The 19007-nt window shown below is 71.1% G+C and carries 19 protein-coding genes and 1 pseudogene; 13 read left to right on the top strand and 7 right to left on the bottom strand.

What is annotated here, in order from left to right:
- Positions 1–12: 12 nt before the first annotated feature.
- On the bottom strand, positions 13–1722 hold the full coding sequence (locus tag WBG99_RS14895; protein ID WP_338896771.1) for a bifunctional 3'-5' exonuclease/DNA polymerase: 1710 nt from the start codon (positions 1720–1722) through the stop codon (positions 13–15).
- A 557-nt stretch (positions 1723–2279) separates the two neighbouring features.
- Here WBG99_RS14895 and WBG99_RS14890 point away from each other — a divergent pair.
- The gene (locus WBG99_RS14890; RefSeq protein ID WP_338900356.1) at positions 2280–3536 is read left to right on the top strand and encodes a family 43 glycosylhydrolase; all 1257 of its coding nucleotides are present in this window, start codon (positions 2280–2282) and stop codon (positions 3534–3536) included.
- Positions 3537–4073: 537 nt separating this feature from the next.
- A complete protein-coding gene (locus WBG99_RS14885; RefSeq protein ID WP_338896770.1) occupies positions 4074–5270 on the top strand; it encodes a DUF2786 domain-containing protein in 1197 nt (398 codons plus the stop codon).
- 169 nt (positions 5271–5439) lie between these two features.
- Here the strand turns inward: WBG99_RS14885 and WBG99_RS14880 are convergent, their stop codons facing one another.
- The 4 genes from WBG99_RS14880 to rpmB all read right to left on the bottom strand — a co-directional run bounded on the left by WBG99_RS14880 (position 5440) and on the right by rpmB (position 7451).
- Positions 5440–5988, bottom strand: coding sequence for a DUF4232 domain-containing protein (locus WBG99_RS14880; RefSeq protein ID WP_338896769.1), 549 nt, complete (start codon positions 5986–5988; stop codon positions 5440–5442).
- Positions 5989–6087: 99 nt separating this feature from the next.
- Positions 6088–6621 carry a hypothetical protein gene (locus WBG99_RS14875; protein WP_338896768.1) on the bottom strand — a complete coding sequence of 178 codons (534 nt, stop codon included), beginning with the start codon at positions 6619–6621 and terminating at the stop codon, positions 6088–6090.
- A 274-nt stretch (positions 6622–6895) separates the two neighbouring features.
- Complete coding sequence (gene rpsN, locus WBG99_RS14870; protein ID WP_338896767.1) at positions 6896–7201, bottom strand: 30S ribosomal protein S14; 306 nt, start codon at positions 7199–7201, stop codon at positions 6896–6898.
- 13 nt (positions 7202–7214) lie between these two features.
- Positions 7215–7451 carry a 50S ribosomal protein L28 gene (gene rpmB / locus WBG99_RS14865; RefSeq protein WP_184905144.1) on the bottom strand — a complete coding sequence of 79 codons (237 nt, stop codon included), beginning with the start codon at positions 7449–7451 and terminating at the stop codon, positions 7215–7217.
- Between the two features lie 62 nt (positions 7452–7513).
- On the opposite strand from rpmB, the gene rpmG reads away from it, so the two are divergent.
- From rpmG to WBG99_RS14840, 5 genes are all read left to right on the top strand, one after another.
- The gene (gene rpmG / locus WBG99_RS14860) at positions 7514–7678 is read left to right on the top strand and encodes a 50S ribosomal protein L33 (protein ID WP_338896766.1); all 165 of its coding nucleotides are present in this window, start codon (positions 7514–7516) and stop codon (positions 7676–7678) included.
- 6 nt (positions 7679–7684) lie between these two features.
- Complete coding sequence (locus WBG99_RS14855; RefSeq protein ID WP_338896765.1) at positions 7685–7936, top strand: type B 50S ribosomal protein L31; 252 nt, start codon at positions 7685–7687, stop codon at positions 7934–7936.
- A 5-nt stretch (positions 7937–7941) separates the two neighbouring features.
- Entirely contained in the window at positions 7942–9168 is a 1227-nt protein-coding gene (locus tag WBG99_RS14850) for a GTP-binding protein (protein WP_338896764.1), read from the top strand.
- 6 nt (positions 9169–9174) lie between these two features.
- The gene (gene rpsR, locus WBG99_RS14845) at positions 9175–9408 is read left to right on the top strand and encodes a 30S ribosomal protein S18 (protein ID WP_338896763.1); all 234 of its coding nucleotides are present in this window, start codon (positions 9175–9177) and stop codon (positions 9406–9408) included.
- 379 nt (positions 9409–9787) lie between these two features.
- Positions 9788–10054, top strand: a complete 267-nt coding sequence (locus WBG99_RS14840; RefSeq protein WP_338896762.1) for a DUF397 domain-containing protein — start codon at positions 9788–9790, stop codon at positions 10052–10054.
- An 81-nt stretch (positions 10055–10135) separates the two neighbouring features.
- On the opposite strand, the gene WBG99_RS14835 is transcribed toward WBG99_RS14840, so the two are convergent.
- Positions 10136–10672, bottom strand: a complete 537-nt coding sequence (locus WBG99_RS14835; protein ID WP_338896761.1) for an ATP-binding protein — start codon at positions 10670–10672, stop codon at positions 10136–10138.
- Positions 10673–11035: 363 nt separating this feature from the next.
- On the opposite strand from WBG99_RS14835, the gene WBG99_RS14830 reads away from it, so the two are divergent.
- From WBG99_RS14830 to WBG99_RS14810, 5 genes are all read left to right on the top strand, one after another.
- Positions 11036–11860, top strand: a complete 825-nt coding sequence (locus tag WBG99_RS14830; RefSeq protein WP_338900355.1) for a helix-turn-helix transcriptional regulator — start codon at positions 11036–11038, stop codon at positions 11858–11860.
- A 143-nt stretch (positions 11861–12003) separates the two neighbouring features.
- Positions 12004–13464 carry an aldehyde dehydrogenase family protein gene (locus WBG99_RS14825; RefSeq protein ID WP_338896760.1) on the top strand — a complete coding sequence of 487 codons (1461 nt, stop codon included), beginning with the start codon at positions 12004–12006 and terminating at the stop codon, positions 13462–13464.
- A 242-nt stretch (positions 13465–13706) separates the two neighbouring features.
- Positions 13707–14348: a PadR family transcriptional regulator gene (locus tag WBG99_RS14820; RefSeq protein WP_338896759.1), complete on the top strand. Its 642-nt coding sequence runs from the start codon at positions 13707–13709 to the stop codon at positions 14346–14348.
- Positions 14349–14435: 87 nt separating this feature from the next.
- Positions 14436–15398 carry an ATP-binding cassette domain-containing protein gene (locus tag WBG99_RS14815; protein WP_338896758.1) on the top strand — a complete coding sequence of 321 codons (963 nt, stop codon included), beginning with the start codon at positions 14436–14438 and terminating at the stop codon, positions 15396–15398.
- Positions 15399–15424: 26 nt separating this feature from the next.
- Positions 15425–16186: an ABC transporter permease gene (locus WBG99_RS14810; protein WP_338900354.1), complete on the top strand. Its 762-nt coding sequence runs from the start codon at positions 15425–15427 to the stop codon at positions 16184–16186.
- A gap of 29 nt (positions 16187–16215) precedes the next feature.
- On the opposite strand, the pseudogene WBG99_RS14805 reads toward WBG99_RS14810, so the two are convergent.
- Positions 16216–16356: pseudogene (locus WBG99_RS14805) on the bottom strand (glutamate decarboxylase); the annotation flags it as partial.
- Between the two features lie 168 nt (positions 16357–16524).
- Here WBG99_RS14805 and WBG99_RS14800 point away from each other — a divergent pair.
- Positions 16525–18483 carry a helix-turn-helix domain-containing protein gene (locus WBG99_RS14800; RefSeq protein ID WP_338896757.1) on the top strand — a complete coding sequence of 653 codons (1959 nt, stop codon included), beginning with the start codon at positions 16525–16527 and terminating at the stop codon, positions 18481–18483.
- The last annotated feature ends 524 nt before the right edge of the window (positions 18484–19007 follow it).

Here is a 19007-nt window from a genome sequence, read left to right as displayed (position 1 = left end):
GAACATCCGTCATCACTTCGCGTCGGCATAGCACTCCACCACCGCCGTGGTGAACGGAAACCGCACCGGCGTGTCCCCGAAGGTCAGCCGGCCGGACAGCTCCGACGCCTCGCGGATGGCCGCGACGACGGCCTCCGCCTCCTCTTCCGGGCAGTGCACGATCACCTCGTCGTGCTGGAAGAAGACCAGCTCGGCGGCCATGCCGACGAGGGCGCGGCGCAGGGCGGCGAGGAGGAGCAGGGTCCAGTCGGCGGCACTGCCCTGGACGACGAAGTTACGGGCGAAGCGGCCTCGGGCACGTGAGCTGGTGGAGGCGTACCCGGGCACCCACTCCTGCCCCTGCCCCTGCCCCGGTTCCCGGGGGCCGGGGGCGTCGTCGGCCTGGGGGAGGCCCGCCTCCTCGGTGGCCGCGTCGGAGGCACCGGCCGCCGGTGGACACGTACGCCCGAGCCAGGTCCGCACGAGCCGGCCCTCCTCGCCGGCGCGGGCGGCGTCGTCGACGTACCGCACGGCCCTGGGGAACCGGCGGCGCAGCGCGGCGAGGTTCTTCAGCCCGTCCCCGGAGGTCTGCCCGTACACCGCGCCCAGCACGGCGAGCTTGGCCTGTGCGCGGTCGCCGGAGAAGGCGCGGTCGGAGACGGACTGGTAGAGGTCGGTGGCGCGGCCCGCGACCTCCATGAGCCCGGGGTCGCGGGAGACGGCCGCGAGCACCCGGGGTTCCATCTGGTCGGCGTCGGCGACGACGAGCCGCCAGCCCGGGTCGGCGACGCAGGCGCGGCGGATCACCTTGGGGATCTGGAGCGCGCCCCCGCCGTTGGTGACCCACCGCCCGGTGACCGTTCCGTGCGCGAGGAACTCCGGCCGGAACCGCCCGTCCCGCACCCAGTCCTGCAGCCAGGACCACCCGTGGGCGACCCAGATCCGATACAGCCGCTTGTACGCGAGGAGCGGCTTCACCGCCGGATGGTCGAGGGTCTCGATCTCCCAGCGACGGGTGGAGCGGATCCGCACCCCGGCCTGGCCGAAGGCCTTCACGACATCGGCGGGCAGATCGGGCCGCACACGCCGCCCGAAGGCGCTGGACACCTCCTCGGCGAGTTCGGCCAGCCGACGCGGCTGACCACCGCCCGCGTACCGCTCGCCGAGCATCTCGTGCAGCACCTCCCGGTGCACATCGGCCCGCCAGGGCAGACCGGCGCGGTTCATCTCGGCGGCGACGAGCATGCCGGCCGACTCGGCGGCTGTCAGCAGCCGCATCCGCTCCGGGTGGGTGGTGGCGTCGTGCCGCCGCTGCTGGTCCGCGTACACCCCGACGAGATCGGCGAGCGGGACGTGGACGGGGCGGGGCTCGAAGAGGGAGGGCTGGGCGCCGGGGTCGGCCGACCGGAGGGGCGGGTCGGCGGGGACCGGGGCGCGGCGGAGCCGGGCGAGGGCGGCGGCAGCGGAGCGGGGTTCGCCGAGGCGGCCCTCGTGACCGAGGAGCAGCGTCTCGGCGTCCTCGATGTCATAACACCGCTCGACACGGATGCCCTCGGCGAGCAGCCGCGGATACACCTCCCCGGTGGCCCGCCACACCCACCGCCCCACCTCCGGCCGCCGCCGTACGGCCTCCGCCAGGTCGGCCTCCCACACCACCGGCCCCGCGAGCAGCCCGTCCACGCCGAGGGGGGCGACTTCCACACCACCGTCCTCGGTCGCCGCGAGCGCCCACCTGTCGGTCATGGGTGGGAGTGTGGCAGGGGGGTCTGACATTGATGCCGATACTCAGGTTCCGGTGGTCGTGGCTGGGCAGGCGGGGCCGGTGGCCGACCCGTTCCTCGTGTACGCGACCGCGCACCCCGACGACACGCGCACAGCGGTCTGTCGGGGGTGCTGGGGATCTCGGCCTGCCGGACGGCGCCCCGACTCGATCGGTCATCGGCTCAGCCCGACAGCTGCCGGGCAGCAGGGCGTCGCTCGCCGCGTTGGGCTTCGCGGTGGAAGCGCCCGCTGAGCCACCGACGGCGCAGCCAGGCCCGAGACCGCCGGTCCCCCTGCGAGCGCCGAGGTCACACCCTCCAGATGCGGTTGCGGTACTGGAACATCGGGGGATGATGGTGCCAGGTAAGACACAGCTGTGCCCGAGTAGTCGTTCCGCCCCGCATCAGTTGTCGAGCTGTTCCCGGCCACGCGGGATGCAGAGCACGAGGCGCTTGGAGAATCGGGTGGAGGACGGCTCACTTTCGACAAGTGGGCGAGGTCTCATTCCGCACCACACGCAAGGGGAAGCTGTGAGCGACATGCCGGTGACGAGCGGGGTCCCGTGGTTCGACGACCGGGGGCGGACGGTGAACGCCCACGGTGCCTGCCTGCTGCGACAGGATGGCCGCTCCTACCTGTTCGGCGAGTACAAGACCGACGACCTCAACCTGTTCGCCGGCTTCAGCTGCTACTCCTCCGCCGACCTGGTCAACTGGCGGTTCGAGAGGATCGTCCTCCCCGTGCAGCCCGACGGACTGATGGGCCCCGGCCGCGTCGGGGAACGCGTCAAGGTCATGAAGTGCCCCTCCACCGGCCGCTACATGATGTACATGCACTCCGACAACGCGGGTTACACGGACCCTCGCATCTGCGTGGCCGTCAGCGACACCATCGACGGCGAGTACACCTTCCTCGGCGAGCTGACCCACCGGGGCGAGCCCGTCCGCAGGTGGGACGTGGGCACGTTCCAGGACGACGACGGGACCGGCTACCTGCTGCTTCACGAGGGTGACGTCTACCGCCTGAGCCAGGACTACCTCACCGCCCAGGAGCTCGTCGCCGACGGGATCGCCCGTGGCGGCGAGTCGCCGGCCATGCTCAAGCACGACGGCACCTACTTCCTGATGTTCTCGCAGAAGACCAGCTGGGAGAGCAACGACAACTTCTACCTGACCGCTCCTGCGGTCGAGGGTCCGTGGACCCACCGCGGGTACTTCGCGCCCGAGGGGAGTCTGACGTGCAACTCCCAGTGCACCTACGCCTTCACGCACACCACGGCGGACGGTGACGTCCCGATCTACATGGGCGACCGCTGGTCCTTCCCGCACCAGGCGTCCGCCGCCACCTACGTGTGGCTGCCGCTCCACGTCCGAGGCGACACTCTCGCGATCGACACGTACTGGGGCGCCTGGGACCCGCTGACCTGCCGGCCCGCCGAGTTCACCGGGAGGGAGGCCGACGTCCGCTTCTCGTCCGGCACCACGGGCGACGGCATCGGGATTCCCTTCACGGGAAGCCGGATCGTCCTCGTCGGCCGGTCCCGGCCCGACGGCTCCTACGCCCGGGTGGAACTGACCAGCACGGACGGCACGGTGATCTCGTCGATTTATGTCACCTTCTACAGCAAGGTCCCCGACGACGGGTACCGGTACGTCAGCCCGGTCCTTCCCCGAGGTGACTACCTGCTGCAGGTCACCGTGCTCGGCGAGCCCACCGAGTGGAGCGACAAGAGCGGAGAGCGCTTCGGCTCCGTCGGCACCCGTGTCGTCATCGACCGTGCCCTCGTGCTCGACTGAGCCCGTTCACCGTGGCCAACCGATCAGGTGACGGCGGGAGGGAGCACGACGCACGAGGCTCCCGTGCCGGCGGGGGGAAGTGCACGAAGTCTCAACCCCTCGCACCGGCGTGCACTGGTCCTCCTGGCCTTCCTGCGTACGCACGACTGTCTACAGGGACTCGACCGTCTGGCTAGGCCTGCCCCTCCTTCTCTCCCTGCCCCTCCGCCATCGCCCGCGGCGCCTCTGCCACGTCCGCCTCCGTGGCCTCCCTGGTCAGGGTTACCTCGGGGCCGGCCGGGGGCGGGAGGTCCGTCGTGGCGTCGCGTACGGTCTCGGGGGAGACACCCTGGGCGACGATCGCCCTGCGCCGAGCCCCTCCGGTTCGGCGAAGAGGCCGAGAACGAGGTGGGCGGGCACGCCCTCGGCGTTCCCGGCGGCCTCGGCGGTCATGCCTCCAGCGAAGTGTCCGTGGCCCGCCCGCACACGACCTCTGGAGGGTGTCCCCGAGGTATGGCCGGCCCTACCACCGCCCCGCGCCATGACACGATCGAACACGTGAGTACGACCAGCACGGTGGACCGCGCCTTCGCGGCGGCCCTCTACGCCGACACCGAAGCCGCCCTCGACACCGGCGCCTCCCTCCTCGCAGCCGACCCGGCGGCGGACGCGGAAGTCGCGCGGCGCGGACGGGAGTTCGTGGCCGGTGCCTGGCGTCGCGGCTGGCAGCCGGCGGACGTCGTACGGCTCACGCGCCGTGAGCTGGAGGACGCGCACGTACGCCTTCTCGCGCGGCTCGTCGTGGAGGAGCACGAGGAGGGGCAGGCGAGCGCGAAGCCGCAGCCGCCGAGCCCCCGCTGGGCCGCCCAGCTCGACGACGTCAGGGCCCTCGCCGCGCGGCCCGCCCGCACGGACCGTTTCTCGTACGCCACCGCCGCCCTGGAGCTGTACCGCCTGCTCCTGCGCCTGCCCACTCTCGAACCCCTGGACCGCCCCCGGGCGGCGAGCACGCCGCACCACCCCGAGTCCCGCATGCTCGCCCGGGTCCGAGCCCTCCTCGCCAAGGCGGAGGCCACCGGGTTCCCGGAGGAGGCGGAGGCGCTCAGTGCCAAGGCGCAGGAGCTGATGGCACGGCACAGCATCGACGAGGCGCTGCTCGCGGCCCGCGCCCACAGCAAGGACGCGCCCGGTGCCTGCCGGATCGGTGTCGAGCCGCCGTACGAGACGGCGAAGGCGGTGCTTCTGGACGCGGTGGCCCGGGCCAACCGCTGCGAGGCCGTCTGGAACGAGGCCCTCGGCTTCTCCACGGTCGTCGGTTTCGAGGCCGACCTGGAGGTGGTCGAGCTGCTTCACGCCTCGCTCCTCGTCCAGGCCACCACCGCGATGGCCAGGGCGGAAGCGGCTCAGCGCAAGGGCGGACGCAAGCGGACGAAGACCTTCCGGCAGTCCTTCCTGGCCGCGTACGCCCACCGCATCGGCGACCGGCTCGCGGCGGTCGCCGATGCGCAGGTCGCGGAGGCCGAGGCGGAGGGGGAGGCCGCGGGTGCGGGTGGCCCCGGGTCCGGTGCCCCGGGGCCCGGCCTCCTGCCCGTCCTCGCCGCCCGCGACGTCGCCGTCCGCGAGCAGTTCACCCGTATGTTCCCGGAGACCGTCACCACCCGCGTCCGGGGCGTCAGCGACGCCGCCGGCTGGCGGCAGGGGTCCGAGGCGGCGGACCGGGCGCAGGTCAGGGCCCGGCCCCGGCTGCCGTCGTGACGGAGAGCCCGTCGGGTGACCTCTCCTGTCTGGCGCCCGAACCCTGGCACGCACGCTCGCCGCGTTGCCGAAACGCCCTCATGACTCCGCTCTGAGGATGCTCCGGTGCCTTGCGATCGCACGCACCAGGGCCCGTTCGCCTGACGACCGGAGGTCACCCGACGGGCTCTCAGTCACCGATGGGCAGGAAGGGGCCCACGGTCGCGTCGAGCGTGTTCCCGGACGTGACCGCGACCTCGGGGTCCGGCCACTTGAAGCTCTTGACCTCGCTGTCTCCGGGCAGGGCGACCTTCAGCTCGTCCACGTCGGCGCCCTTCTCCGCGTCACCGGCGGCCCCGCGCACGTACGAGATGGTGAACGTCACCGACTGACCGTCCTCCAGCGTCAGTTCGGCCGCCTCGGACGCGCCCTCCTGCGGCTCCAGGGCCCAGGACCTGTCGCCGGCGAACAGGTCGACCGCGGCGACGCCCTTCAGCGTGCAGGCGGCGCCGCTGGCGTTGGTGACGGTGACCGGCACGGCGCCCTCGTCGCCCGTGGCCGGGGCGGCGCTGCTGGGGCCCACCTCGAAGGCGGCCCGCGCGGCCGTACAGGCGGTCCCCTTCGCGCTGTCGGCGGTGTTCGTCGCGCTCGCCTCACCCCCGCCCTCACTGCTGCTGCACGCGGTCAGCGCGAGGGCCGCGAGGAGGGTGGCGGCGAGGGTGGTCGGAGCGGTGCGCATGGGGTTCCCGTGAGGTTCGTGGCTGTCACAGCAGGTGGTGGTGTGTCGTGCGAACGGGCCGCGAAACCCGGTGGTTCCGCGGCCTGTTCACCACATGATCTACGACCCGAGGCCCGCCGTGGGCAGATCCGTCGGCAGCCCCGACGGCAGCCCCGACGGCAGTGACCCCTCGGCCTTCTGGAACGTCTCCTCGCCGACGCCGCCCTTCCACGTGATCGTGAGGGACTCGGCGCCGACCGAGTCGACCGTGCCCTCGGTGCGGTCGTCGCCGCCGTCCTGGCACGTGAGGCTGATCGTCTGCGTGTCCGCCCCGTCGGAGATCTTGCCGCCGCACACCGAGGTGTCCACGAAGAGCCCGACCTCGTCGCCGTTGACGAACAGGGCGACCGCCTTGCCACCGGTCGTGGCCAGCCAGTTGCCCTGCAGCCCGGTCTCGGCGCCGGAGGAGTCCCCGGAGCCGCCGCCGTCCGCGCTCTTCGTGGCCGTCGGGGTGGCCGACTGCTCGGTCTCGGAGCCGCCGTCGCCACCGCTGCATCCGGTCAGCACGAGTGCGGCCGCGAGCCCGGCCGCCGCGGTCGCGAGGCGCACGCGCCGACGGGCGGAGGTCGCCCTGGTCACAGGCCTTGCCGTCATCGCCGTAGTCACTGGAGATCTCCCAAAGGTGTGGCCGGTTCCGGTCGCCGCGGCGACAGCGGCAAGCTACCAGGAGTGCCCTGTCGGAAAACGGCCGGAAACTGTGAGAACTCCGAGGGCGACGACCGCGAGGCGGGCCACGCTCGGGACCGACCACTACCGGGGTGACGTGTACATCCCCGGCACGGAACCCGGCATCCACCGCCCCCGGCTGTCGACAGGACGACGTGCGCCCCCCGCCAGGGGACCGGCTCCGCCACGCCACCCCCGCCCCTCACCAGGACGACTTGCGCACCCCCGGCAGGAACCCGGCGTGTGCCTGTTCCCTCAGGCTCACCCGGGACAGTCCGAACGTCCGGAAGTAGCCGCGGGGCCGCCCGTCGACCTGGTCGCGGTTGCGTACCCGGGTGGCGCTGGCGTCGCGTGGCTGCCTGTTCAACTCCCGCTGGGCGTCGGCGCGTTCGGTCTCCATCGAGGACGGACGGCGGATGATCTCCTTCAGCTCGGCCCGCCGTGCGGCGTACCGGGCGACGATCTCCTGCCGCTTCTCGTTCTTCGCGATCTTGCTCTTCTTCGCCATCGGCCCCGCCCTCTCAGATCTTCACGCCGCGCGCGCGGATCCGCGCGACGGCGGCCTCGACGCCGATGACGTCCACGGTCTTGATCCCCTTGGTGCTCAGCCGGAGCCGCACATGGCGGTTCTCGCTGGGCAGCCAGTAGCGCTTGGACTGGATGTTCGGGTCGAAGCGGCGGGACGTGCGCCGGTGGGAGTGCGAGATGCGGTTGCCGAAGCCGGGCTGGGCGCCGGTCAGCATGCAGTGGGCGGACAAGGGTGATGCACCTCTCTCTGCGGAGTTGTGTAAATGGAATTCATTTTCAGTAAGGTACCAGCATGGCACGCAACGAACTCCGGCCGGTCGTCAAACTCCGGTCCACGGCCGGCACCGGCTACACCTACGTCACCCGCAAGAACCGCCGGAACGACCCTGACCGGCTGACGCTGCGCAAGTTCGACCCGATGGTCGGCCGCCACGTCGACTTCCGAGAGGAGCGCTGACCGACGATGAAGAAGGACATCCACCCGTCGTACGGGCCCGTCGTCTTCCGCGACCGCGCCGCGAACCACACCTTCCTCACCCGCTCGACGATGACGAGCGAGAAGACGATCGAGTGGGAGGACGGCAACACCTACCCCGTGGTCGACGTCGAGATCTCGAACGTCAGCCATCCCTTCTACACGGGCACCGCGCGCGTGCTGGACACGGCGGGGCGCGTGGAGAAGTTCGAGAAGCGGTTCGGGAAGAAGCGGGGCTGACCGACGTGACCCAGCTGTCTGTCGCGATCGTCGGCGGGCTGCACGCCGACGCCCGGCGGGCCGCCGTCGAGGAGCTGCTCGCCGCGGTCCCGGGCAGCGTCGCGCTGCACCACGACCTCTCGACCGCCACGGACGGTCCCGACGCCAGGGTCGTCCGGACCGTCCGGGACGCGGCGGGCCTCATCTCCACCGGTGAGACCCCGCTCGTCAACGACTGCGCGTGCTGCGCCCTGCGCGAGGACCTTGTCCCCGAGCTGGAACGCCTCGCCGACGCGGGCCTCACCCGGCTCGCCGTCGTCGAGCTGTGGGACTCGGTCGAGCCGAAGGCGATGGCCGAGGTGGTCGCGGCGAGCGGTCTCCGCCTCACCTCGGTCACGACGGCCGTCGACCCCGCCCTCCTCCTGCCCTACCTCGCCAACGGCGACGACCTCGCCGACCGGGGCCTCGCAGCCGCCACCACCGACCAGCGCACCGTCGCCGACACGTTCGCCCGCCAGCTGGAGTACGCGCCCGTCCTGGCCGTACTCGACTCGGAAGAGGCGGACGAGGAGGACCGGGCGTTGCTGGCCCAACTGCACCCGACGGCGCGAAGGGTGCCCGTCGGCAGCGAGGTCCGCGCCCCTGAAGGGGGCGCGGGGAACCGCGCGACCGGCCATACCCGGCCCGCGGTCGACAACCCGCCGCGACTCCTGCGGCCCGCCCTCGTCGACGCCGCGTTCGCCGGCTTCGACGTGGAAGCAGCCGCCGCGGCCCAGCACCCGGCCTCCGCCCTCCTGCCCACCGACGCCGACGAGCACGGCGTCACCACCCTCGTCTGGCACCGGACGCGCCCGTTCCACCCGGAACGGCTCTACGCCGCACTCGAAGACCTCTGCTGCGCGGCGGCCCGCAGCCGCGGCCGGTTCTGGCTGGCCGAGCGCCCCGACACCCTGTTGCACTGGGACGCGGCCGGCGGCGCCCTGTGCGTGGAGTCGGTCGGCCCCTGGCTCGCCTCGCTCCCGGACGCCGCCTGGGACATGGTCCCGCCGGTGCGCCGGGCCGCCGCCGCCCTGGACTGGCACCCGGAGCACGGCGACCGCTGCCAGCACCTCGTCTTCACCTCGCCGGGCCTGGACCGCGACGGACTCGAACAGCTCCTGGAGTCCTGTCTGCTCACCGACGCCGAGTACGCCGCCGGACGCGCCGCCTGGGAGCGGCTGCCGCGCCCCTTCGACACCTTCCTGGAGGTCTGAACCACCATGGCCCGCAAGCCGGAGCGCAAGCCCGCCAAGTCCCGCCCCAACCCGTTGGACCAGGCCAAGATCACGTACATCGACTACAAGGACACCGACCTGCTGCGGCGGTTCATCTCCGACCGCGGCAAGATCCGCAGCCGCCGGGTCACCCGCGTCACCGCCCAGCAGCAGCGACAGCTCGCCCGCGCCATCAAGAACGCCCGCGAGATGGCACTCCTGCCGTACTCCTCGCGCTGACGGCGCCCACCGGGCCAGCGCGCGCACCCGGCCCCGGGGAGGATCCACGACCTCCCCGGGGCCACTCGTTTCCCGCCATCCCGCGCCCGGCCGCCCCGCCGCCGTGAACCCCGCGGTCCCGAGCCCCGTACGGAGAGACGACGCGCACGCGCGCGGATGGAACAGGAATGCCCCGTCATACGTCTCTCCGGTGCTGTAACCGAAGGACCACTTCTCGTGCACGTGCATCTGCTTGTGCATCCACAAGGGCATCCGCTCATGCATAAGCACATGAACAAAGCTATGATCCGGGGCAGTTGACCACTGCATCACTGGCATCACTGGCCATTCCAGTGCCAATGCGCATCAGCGCACCACTGCACCACCCCGGGAGCGACCTGTGGACCACGACGTGTACGGCGTGGATGACGTGTACAACGGCATGGCCGCGGCGGAGCTGGCCGAGCTCCACGCGGTGGCCTGGCAGAAGAGCCGGCACAGCAACTCGCAGGGCAACTGCGTGGAGTTCGCCCGGCTGCCCGGCGGTGCGGTGGCGGTGCGCAACTCCCGCTTCCCCGACGGCCCGGCGCTCGTCTACACGCGCGCCGAGATCGAGGCGATGCTCCTGGGCGTCAAGGACGGCGAGTTCGACCATCTGGTCGGATAACGCCCGCTCGTCGGCGGGCCGTCGAGGAGCCCGCCGACGTGACACGCGTAGAACCGCGGCATCGAGAAGCGCCGCGGTTCGTCAGTACGAGGGCGGGGGCGGGGGTGCGGACGGGGGCGGGCCGCCCTGCTCCGGAGGCATCCGGAACAGTGCCCACACGACCTTTCCACTGAGTGCGCCGCCCAGCGGATGCCAGCCCCAGCTGTCCGCGAACGAGTCGACCATGAACAGCCCACGCCCCGACTCCGCCGAGAAGTCGTCCGAGTCGCCCGCGACCGGACTGCCGTGGCTGGGGTCGCGCACCGCGCACACCAGCCGCTCGGTCCAGCGCATCAGGTGCAGTCGTACGGGCGGGTCCTGGGCCGGGCACAGGGCGCTGCCGGGCAGGCCGTGTCGCAGGGCGTTGGTGACGAGTTCCGAGACCACGAGACAGATGTCGTCGAAGCGGTCGCCCATCCGCCACTGGTCGAGCGTGCCCCGGGTGAACTGCCTCGCCTCGCGCACCGCTTCGTAGCGGGGTGGCAGCGCGCAGGACGCGGCGTTGGACACGGACGCGGGATCAAGTGGCGGAAGTCCCTGCCGTACGGGTTCGAGCATGGTCGATCCATTCGTCCCCATGCGAGGCACTCCCCGTGATCGATCGCGGTCGTTGCGACATAGCAGCGGTGGCGCGAGACCATGGTTTCTGATGCGAACGGCAGATGCAAGGGCAGATGCACGTGCACGCGCCCGAAATGGACCTTCCCGTACCGCTTACTGGATATTTCTTCTGTCGCTCTGTTACCGGATGGCGGTCGCCATCTGACGGTTCGCCGGCCACTTCCCGTGTCCCACCCGTCACGGACGTCCAATACTTTCCCTTTCTGTAACCGCGCGAGTGCGGATCGGAGTGGTTTAGTGGCAGACTGCGGCCCTTGGAGAAGTTGGGGAGGCTGGACGAACGTGGGCGCCGGTGAATCGAGCGGGTCGGTGGTGAGGCGGATGCTGCTGGGCTCGCATCTCAGGCGGCTGCGCGAGTCGCAGGGGATCACCCGGGAGAAGGCCGGGTACTCCATCCGCGCCTCCGAGTCGAAGATCAGTCGGATGGAACTCGGCCGGGTCAGCTTCAAGTCCCGTGACGTGGAGGACCTGTTGACCCTCTACGGCGTCACCGACGAGTCCGAGCGCAACTCCCTGCTCTCCCTGGCGAAGGAAGCCAACGTCGCCGGCTGGTGGCACAGCTACTCGGACGTCCTGCCCAGCTGGTTCCCCACCTACGTCGGCCTGGAGGCCGCGGCCCACCTCATCCGGAGTTACGAAGTCCAGTTCGTGCACGGCCTGTTGCAGACCGAGGCGTACGCCCACGCGGTCGTCGCCCGCGGGATGAGGAGCGCGAGCGCGGCCGAGATCGACAAGCGGGTCGCGGTGCGCATGGAGCGCCAGAAGTATCTGGTGGCCGAGAGCGCCCCCGAGTTCCACTGCGTCCTCGACGAGGCCGCGTTGCGCCGGCCGTACGGAGGCCGGGACGTGATGCGGGGTCAGCTCCAGCACCTCATAGACATCTCCGAGCGCCCGAACGTACGGCTCCAGGTCATGCCGTTCGGCTTCGGCGGCCACTCCGGCGAGAGCGGCGCCTTCACCGTGCTGAGCTTCCCCGAGTCCGATCTCTCCGACGTGGTCTATCTCGAACAGCTCACCAGCGCCCTCTACCTGGACAAGAGCGAGGACATCGCCCAGTACGAGCGGGCGATCAGGCAGCTCCAGGACGACAGCCCGTCCCCGGCGGAGAGCCGAGACCTGCTCAGGGGTCTGCTGCAGCTCTCCTGAACTCCGTGGCGGTCCCCCGCATCGCCGCGGCGGTCACCTGAGAGTCTTCACGGAGTCTTCGGAGTAGCTCTCCAACTCCTCTTACTCGCAAGTACGATGACGTGTGATCAATCATTGATCGATGCCGACTGATTGAGGATCACATGTCGTCCTACTTCACCGACCTGGCCCAGCAGTACATCGGCGGCGAGTGGCGCCCGGGGGCCGGCTCCTGGGACATCATCGACTTCAACCCGTACGACGACGCGAAGCTCGCGTCGATCACGATAGCCACGGTCGACGAGGTGGACGAGGCCTACCGGGCCGCCCAGGCGGCCCAGAAGGACTGGTCCCAGGTCAACGCCTACGCGCGTCGTGCCGTCTTCGAGAAGGCCCTGCGCGTCATCGAGGAGCGCGAGCAGGAGATCACCGAGGTGATCATCGCCGAGCTCGGCGGCACGCGCCTGAAGGCCGGGTTCGAGCTGCACCTCGCCAAGGAGTTCCTGCGCGAGTCGATACAGCTCGCGCTGCGCCCCGAGGGCAGCATCCTTCCTTCGCCGATCGACGGCAAGGAGAACCGCCTCTACCGGGTGCCGGTCGGTGTCGTGGGCGTCATCAGCCCCTTCAACTTCCCGTTCCTGCTCTCCGTCAAGTCCGTCGCCCCGGCCATCGCACTCGGCAACGGCGTGGTACTCAAGCCGCACCAGAACACCCCGATCGCCGGCGGCACCCTGGTCGCGAAGATCTTCGAGGAGGCCGGTCTGCCGGGCGGTCTGCTCAACGTCGTCGTCACCGACATCGCCGAGATCGGTGACGCCTTCATCGAGCACCCGATACCCAAGCTGATCTCCTTCACCGGCTCCGACAAGGTCGGCCGCCACGTCGCCACCGTCGCTGCCTCGCACTTCAAGCGCTCGATCCTCGAACTGGGCGGCAACAGCGCGCTGGTGGTCCTGGACGACGCGGACATCGACTACGCCGTCGACGCGGCCGTCTTCTCGCGCTACGTCCACCAGGGCCAGGTCTGCATGGCGGCCAACCGCGTCCTGGTCGACCGTTCGGTCCGGGCCGAGTTCACCGAGAAGTTCGTGGCGAAGGTGAAGTCCCTGAAGGTCGGCGACCCGCGCGACCCGCAGACCGTGATCGGCCCGGTCATCAACTCCTCCCAGGCGGACTCCCTCTCGTCCGTCGTCGAGCAGGCGCTCGCGGAGGGCGCCACCGCGCTTCTCCGGGGCGGCACGACCAACAACCTGGTCGAGCCGTCCGTCCTCACCGATCTCCCCGCCGACTCCGCGCTCCTCCGGCAGGAGGTCTTCGGGCCGGTGGCCTTCCTCGTCCCCTTCGACGGCGAGGAGGAGGCCGTCCGCCTCGTCAACGACACCCCGTACGGCCTCAGCGGTGCCGTCCACACCGGGGACATCGAGCGCGGCGTCGCCTTCGCCAAGCGGATCGACACCGGCATGTTCCACGTCAACGACGGCACCGTCCACGACGAGCCCCTCGTCCCCTTCGGCGGTGAGAAGCACTCCGGTATCGGCCGCCTGAACGGCGAGGCGACGGTGGACGCGTTCACCACCCAGAAGTGGATCTCGGTCCAGCACGGCCGGAGCTTCTTCCCGTTCTGAGGTGGCCTTCGCCCCTTCGCCCCTTCGCGACGCCCCGGCGCGTCCTCCCGCCGCGTCGGCCGGAAGTCCGGGTACCCCCAGTACGAGGACTTCCGGCCGGCACGCCGAGAGCACGCACCGGACGCCGCTCCTTCACAGGCAGACGTTGCCGGCCCCGGCCCCGGCAACGGCGGCCGACGGGCCGGGTGTCCGAGAAGCCGGGTGCGAGCCGGGGTGACCTCGCGTGGTTCTACGCTTGACCCATGTCAGCGATCCGTCTTCTCGTGCTGGGTTCGGTGCGTCAGCACGGGCGGGCCCACGGCTACCAGGTGCGCAACGACCTGGAGTACTGGGGCGCGCACGAGTGGTCCAACGCCAAGCCCGGCTCGATCTACCATGCCCTGAAGCAGATGGCGAAGCAGGGACTGCTGCTCGCGCACGAGATCGCCCCCTCCACCGCCGGCGGCCCGCCCCGCACCGAGTACACGATCACCGAGGCGGGCACCGAGGAGTACCTCAAGCTGCTGCGCGCATCCCTCGCCGCCTACCACCAGGAGCCGGACGTGCTCTCCGCCGGGATCGGCTTCATGGTGGACCTCGGCCGCGAGGAGGTCCTCGGGCTCCTTGAGCGGCGGGTGCGGGCCATCGGGGAATGGCGCAAGGGCGTCACCGAGTACTACGTACCCGAGGACGGCCCCGGCCAGTTCGGCCACATCGGCGAGATCATGAACTTCTGGATCCACTCCGCCGACACGGGCGCCGAGTGGACCCGAGGCCTCATCGACCGCATCCGCGAGGGCGCCTACACCTTCGCGGGGGAGGGTGAACCGTTCGTCGGCGTCCTGACGGAGGGGCAGGAGAACCCGTACGCGACGGGAGAGCGGCATCCGGAGGATCACCGCTAATCAAGTTTGACCATTGAGCTCGAAGGGGATATCGTCCGAGTGTGTAGTCAAGTTTGACTACTGATTTCGACCCATGGGGAGGTCCCGATGGCGGATTCGGCGATCACTGTCGAAGGGGCACGCAAGACATACGGCGGCAAGGGTGGCGAGGTCGCCCTCGACGGACTCGACCTCCAGGTCGCGCGCGGCACCGTGCACGGGGTTCTCGGGCCCAACGGCGCCGGCAAGACGACCCTGGTCAGGATCCTGTCGACCCTGCTGCGTCCCGATGCCGGCCGCGTCGAGGTGGCCGGCCACGACGTGCTGGCCCGCGCGCGTGAGGTGCGCTTCCGCATCGGTCTGCTCGGCCAGCACGCCGCGCTCGACGAGGAGCTGGGTGGCCGCCAGAACCTGGAGATGTTCGGCCGCCTCTACCACCTGGGCGCCCGCCGCGCCCGCGTGCGGGCCGACGAACTCCTGGAGCGGTTCGGCCTCGGCGAGACCGGCCGCAAGGCCGTCAAGCAGTACAGCGGCGGTATGCGGCGCCGCCTCGACCTCGCCGCGTCCCTCATCACCGAACCGGAGGTGCTCTTCCTGGACGAGCCGACGACCGGCCTCGACCCGCGCGGGCGCACCGAGGTCTGGGACTCCGTCCGCTCCCTGGTCGGCGGCGGCACGACGGTCCTGCTCACCACCCAGTACCTGGAGGAGGCCGACCAGCTCGCCGACCGCATTTCCGTCGTCGACGGCGGCCGGGTCGTCGCCGACGGCACGGCGAACGAGCTGAAGGGCCTGACCGGCGGCGACCGCATCGACGTGGTCCTGCGCGACGCCGGCCAACTGGGCGCAGCCGTAGCCCTGTTGCCCCTCCCCAAGGGGCACATCGCCGTGGACACCGACCGTCGCCGCCTCAGTGTCCCGGTCACCGACCGCATGACGGCCCTCTCCGCGGTCGTCCGCGCTCTGGAGGACGCCGGCGTCGAGGCGGAGGACATCGCCCTGCGCCGCCCGACCCTGGACGAGGTGTTCCTGCACCTCACCGGGAACGACCGAGTGAAGGAGGCCCTATGAGCACGAACACGATGGCGCGTCGCGGCATGGGCGTGTACGCCCTGACCGACTCCTGGACCATGACCCGCCGCGAACTCGCCCACTGGGCACGGCAGCCGGTGCAACTGCTCGTGGGGCTGGTCTTCCCGGTGATGCTGCTGCTGATGTTCGGTTACCTGATCGGCGGCGGCCGAGGAGTGACCGGCAGCTACCTCGACTACCTGGCCCCCGGCATGCTCGCCCTCACCATGGCCTTCGGCCTGGAGGGCACGATGCTCGCCGTCACCCAGGACCTCGACAAGGGGGTGATCGACCGCTTTCGCTCGATGCCGATGACCAACGGGGCGGTCCTGGTGGGCCGTTCGGTCGCGGACATGCTCCAGTCGGCCGTCGGACTCGCCATCCTCATGGGCGTCGCGTTCGCCCTCGGCTGGCGCGTCCACGGCGGCCCCGCGGCCTTCCTCGGCGCGGTGGGCCTCCTCCTCCTCTTCCGCTTCGCCATGCTCTGGATCGGCATCCACCTGGCGATGGTGGCCGGCAAACCCGAACTCGTCACCGCCGTACAGATCCTCGTCTGGCCGGTCGGCTTCCTCTCCAATGCCCTCGCCACCCCCGCCTCCATGCCCGACTGGCTCGGCACGGTCGTCGAATGGAACCCGATGTCCCACACGGCGACAGCCGTACGCGACCTCTTCGGCACGCCGGGCGCCGAAGCGGACCACCTCTGGACGGCGATCGCCTGGCCGGTGGCCCTGATGGCGGTCTTCATCCCGCTGGCGGTACGGCGGTTCGGGCGACTGGGCAAGTGACACGGGCGGCTACCGGGTTCCCCCTCTCGGTGGTGGAACCCGGTAGCCGCCCCCTCGTCCCGCGTCGACGGCCCCGACTGCCGCCTGAGTTCAGGCAGCAACCGCCCGAGGTCCTCCAGAAACAGCCCCGCGAGATCGGACGAGAACCCGTTCCTGCACGCGCGCCGTACGCGGGAATGAGGGGCCGTGAGGGCGCCGTCTGCCCCGTTCCCCGGCTCCACTAGGCTGACGCCGAACGCCGCACACGTGACAAAAGCGAACACGGAAGGCGGAGTCGACCGAACGGGAACCACGTGCGAGAGCGAGGGAGGCGGGCCGAGTTGCCCACCCTTGACTACTTGACCAACGAGCGGCCGCAGCTGCGGCTGCGGTTCCTGCAACCGGGCCACGCCTCCCGCCACGGAGCGACCAGGGTCACCGATGTCGTCGCCCGGCCGCTGTCCGAGCCGCCCCATGTGCTCACCGGCTCCTCCTTCGAGCACGGGACGCTGTTCCTGGCCACCCTGGACACGCCCCACCTGTCACGGCCCACCGTCCAGACGCTCGACCAGCTGATCCGGCTCCTGGACCGGCGCGGGGCGGCCGGTCTGGTGCTCGGCACACCCGGCCACGACCTGACGTCGCTCCCCGAGCCCACCCTGGCCGCCGCGAACCGCCTCGGACTGCCGCTGCTGGTGACCTCCGCGGAGCCCACCGCGTGGGACCACGTCAACGAGGACCTGCGGCTGCGGCGCGCCCAGTTCGCGGAGCGGCAGGTCGAGCATCTCGACGGTCTCCTCAACCGGCTCCCGGCCCGGCTCGCCGACCCCACGGCGGCGCGGCGCATCGCCGACTGGCTCTCCCTGGCCCTGGACGCCGAGGTCCTCGTCAGCTCGGCACGGCGCGGCGTCCTCGCGGCGGCGCCCGACAGCGCGCCCGCCGGTCTGGCCCACGCCGTCATCACCGCCGCCCTGGAGACGGCGGCCCCGGTGCCGGGCGCCCCCTGCGGCACCATGCACACCCGGATCGTGTCCGTATCCCCGGGATCCCCGGGATCCCCGGGCGGCGAGGACGAGGTCCGCCTGGCCATCGCCTCACACAGCCCCTTCGACAGCGCGGGCGCGGCCCTGATCCAGCACGCGGCGAAGCTTGTCGGGCTGTGCGACCAGGCGCGCCGGGAACACCAGGCCAGGGTGGAGACCCCACGGTCGGTACGGCACGCCGCGTTCCAACTGCTCATGCGCGGCGAAACGGTTCTGGCGCAGGTCGTCTACACGGGCGCCGCACAAGCTCTGCTGGACACCGACACCGCCCGGGTCTTCATCGTCGACACCGGACCGCAGGAACGCGAGTCCACCCTGAGCTGGTGCGAACGGGCCCTCGCGGAACAGGCCATCGTGTCCGCCTGCCCGGGGAAGCCGAATCACATCCTCATCCTCGACCCCGTCCGCGAGAGCGACCGGGTCGAGACCGTCCTCAAAAACATGATCGCGGCCCGCCAGGGCCATCTGATGGGCCAGAGCCGGCTGCATCCGCTCGCCGAGACCGCTGTCGGCTACCTGGAGGCGCTGACGGCGGTGGGCGACGCGGCCGGGACCCCGCACCGCATCAGGCTGGGCGGCGCCAAGGCCAAGTTCGCCCCACTGCTCCCCAGGCGGGAGGCCAGAGCCTGGGCCGCCGACCTGATGTCCCCGCTCCTGGACGACTTCCCGGGCCGGGGCGACGAGCGGAAGCTGCTGCTCGAAACCCTCCCGACCGCCCTGAGTTTCAAGCACACCGAGGCCGCCGGCGGCCTCGGTGTGCACCGCAACACGGTCACCCAGCGCCTGAACCGAGCGGGCAGGATCCTCTCCCTCGACCTCCGAGGCTCGGCCAACGACCGCGTCCTGACGCTGCTCGCCCTCGACATACTCGCCCTGCCGGCCCCGGACACGAGCCCCGGCCCGACCCCCGGCGACCCCGCTGCCGACGTCCCCGACTTCGCCGCGCTGATGACGGCCGGAGCCGCGGACGGCGGACCCAAGGCCTGGGCGGAGGAACGGCTGCGCCCCGTACAGGCCGACCAGCGGGATCTCGTGGAGACCCTCTGCGTCTGGCTGGAGAACAACCTCAGCACCAGGGAGACGGCCCGCGCCCTGGGCCTCTCGGAGGCCACCGTCCGTAACCACACCCGGGACGCGGCCACACTCCTCGGCATGGACTTCTCCACGAAGATGGTCGGGATCCACGACACCGACGTGGTGACCGTCGCGGACATCGCCCTCGCGCTGCACGTCCTGCTGGGCCGCCCGGCCCTGAGCCAGCCGCCCCGCGACTGACCGCCCACCGCGTCCGACCCCGTGGGCCCGCGCACGTGCCCCAACACGTGCGCGGGCGGCTCGGGTGATTCTGCGATCCAGCGGGTCGCACCACGGCCCGGCGCCCGCCGGGGGCACCGGCTGCCGCGCTCACGGAGCCGGTGTGTCCACCCGCCACAGGACGGGTCACGCGCCCTCGGCACCGGCGCGCGGGCGGTGCTGCCCGTCCGTGGACGAGACGCCTGGCCCGCACCCCCGTGGCGGGCCAGACGTCTCGTCCACGGACACCGAACCGAGCAGGTGGCCGACATCATCCGGGCCGTCCCACGGGAGGACTCCGGACGAAGTGCGCCCAGCGTAGGAAGACCGCCGGGAGCGGGCCATTGCACAAGTGCACGGTCTGCGCGACGGAGCCTCGCGTTGTGCACAGTGGGACCCGTGTGATGCGCGAACAGTGCGTTTCGTGAGGGACATCACTTGCGGAAGTGCACAGTCCGCTACGGGCCGCACGGCCTCCGTCGCCCGGCCCCCGGTGTGGAGGGACA

This window comes from Streptomyces sp. TG1A-60, assembly GCF_037201975.1.
In the GTDB taxonomy this organism is placed as follows: domain Bacteria; phylum Actinomycetota; class Actinomycetes; order Streptomycetales; family Streptomycetaceae; genus Streptomyces.
Note: the sequence above shows the minus strand (reverse complement) of the source record. Positions and strands in the feature narration are given on the sequence as shown.

Bases quoted from the DNA above. Each gene is read 5' to 3' on its own strand.
- WBG99_RS14895 (WP_338896771.1), bottom strand. From the start codon at position 1,722: ATGACCGACAGGTGGGCGCTCGCGGCGACCGAGGACGGTGGTGTGGAA.
- WBG99_RS14890 (WP_338900356.1), top strand. From the start codon at position 2,280: ATGCCGGTGACGAGCGGGGTCCCGTGGTTCGACGACCGGGGGCGGACG.
- WBG99_RS14880 (WP_338896769.1), bottom strand. From the start codon at position 5,988: ATGCGCACCGCTCCGACCACCCTCGCCGCCACCCTCCTCGCGGCCCTC.
- WBG99_RS14875 (WP_338896768.1), bottom strand. From the start codon at position 6,621: ATGACGGCAAGGCCTGTGACCAGGGCGACCTCCGCCCGTCGGCGCGTG.
- rpsN (WP_338896767.1), bottom strand. From the start codon at position 7,201: ATGGCGAAGAAGAGCAAGATCGCGAAGAACGAGAAGCGGCAGGAGATC.
- rpmG (WP_338896766.1), top strand. From the start codon at position 7,514: ATGGCACGCAACGAACTCCGGCCGGTCGTCAAACTCCGGTCCACGGCC.
- WBG99_RS14855 (WP_338896765.1), top strand. From the start codon at position 7,685: ATGAAGAAGGACATCCACCCGTCGTACGGGCCCGTCGTCTTCCGCGAC.
- rpsR (WP_338896763.1), top strand. From the start codon at position 9,175: ATGGCCCGCAAGCCGGAGCGCAAGCCCGCCAAGTCCCGCCCCAACCCG.
- WBG99_RS14835 (WP_338896761.1), bottom strand. From the start codon at position 10,672: ATGGGGACGAATGGATCGACCATGCTCGAACCCGTACGGCAGGGACTT.
- WBG99_RS14830 (WP_338900355.1), top strand. From the start codon at position 11,036: ATGCTGCTGGGCTCGCATCTCAGGCGGCTGCGCGAGTCGCAGGGGATC.
- WBG99_RS14825 (WP_338896760.1), top strand. From the start codon at position 12,004: ATGTCGTCCTACTTCACCGACCTGGCCCAGCAGTACATCGGCGGCGAG.
- WBG99_RS14820 (WP_338896759.1), top strand. From the start codon at position 13,707: ATGTCAGCGATCCGTCTTCTCGTGCTGGGTTCGGTGCGTCAGCACGGG.
- WBG99_RS14815 (WP_338896758.1), top strand. From the start codon at position 14,436: ATGGCGGATTCGGCGATCACTGTCGAAGGGGCACGCAAGACATACGGC.
- WBG99_RS14810 (WP_338900354.1), top strand. From the start codon at position 15,425: ATGGGCGTGTACGCCCTGACCGACTCCTGGACCATGACCCGCCGCGAA.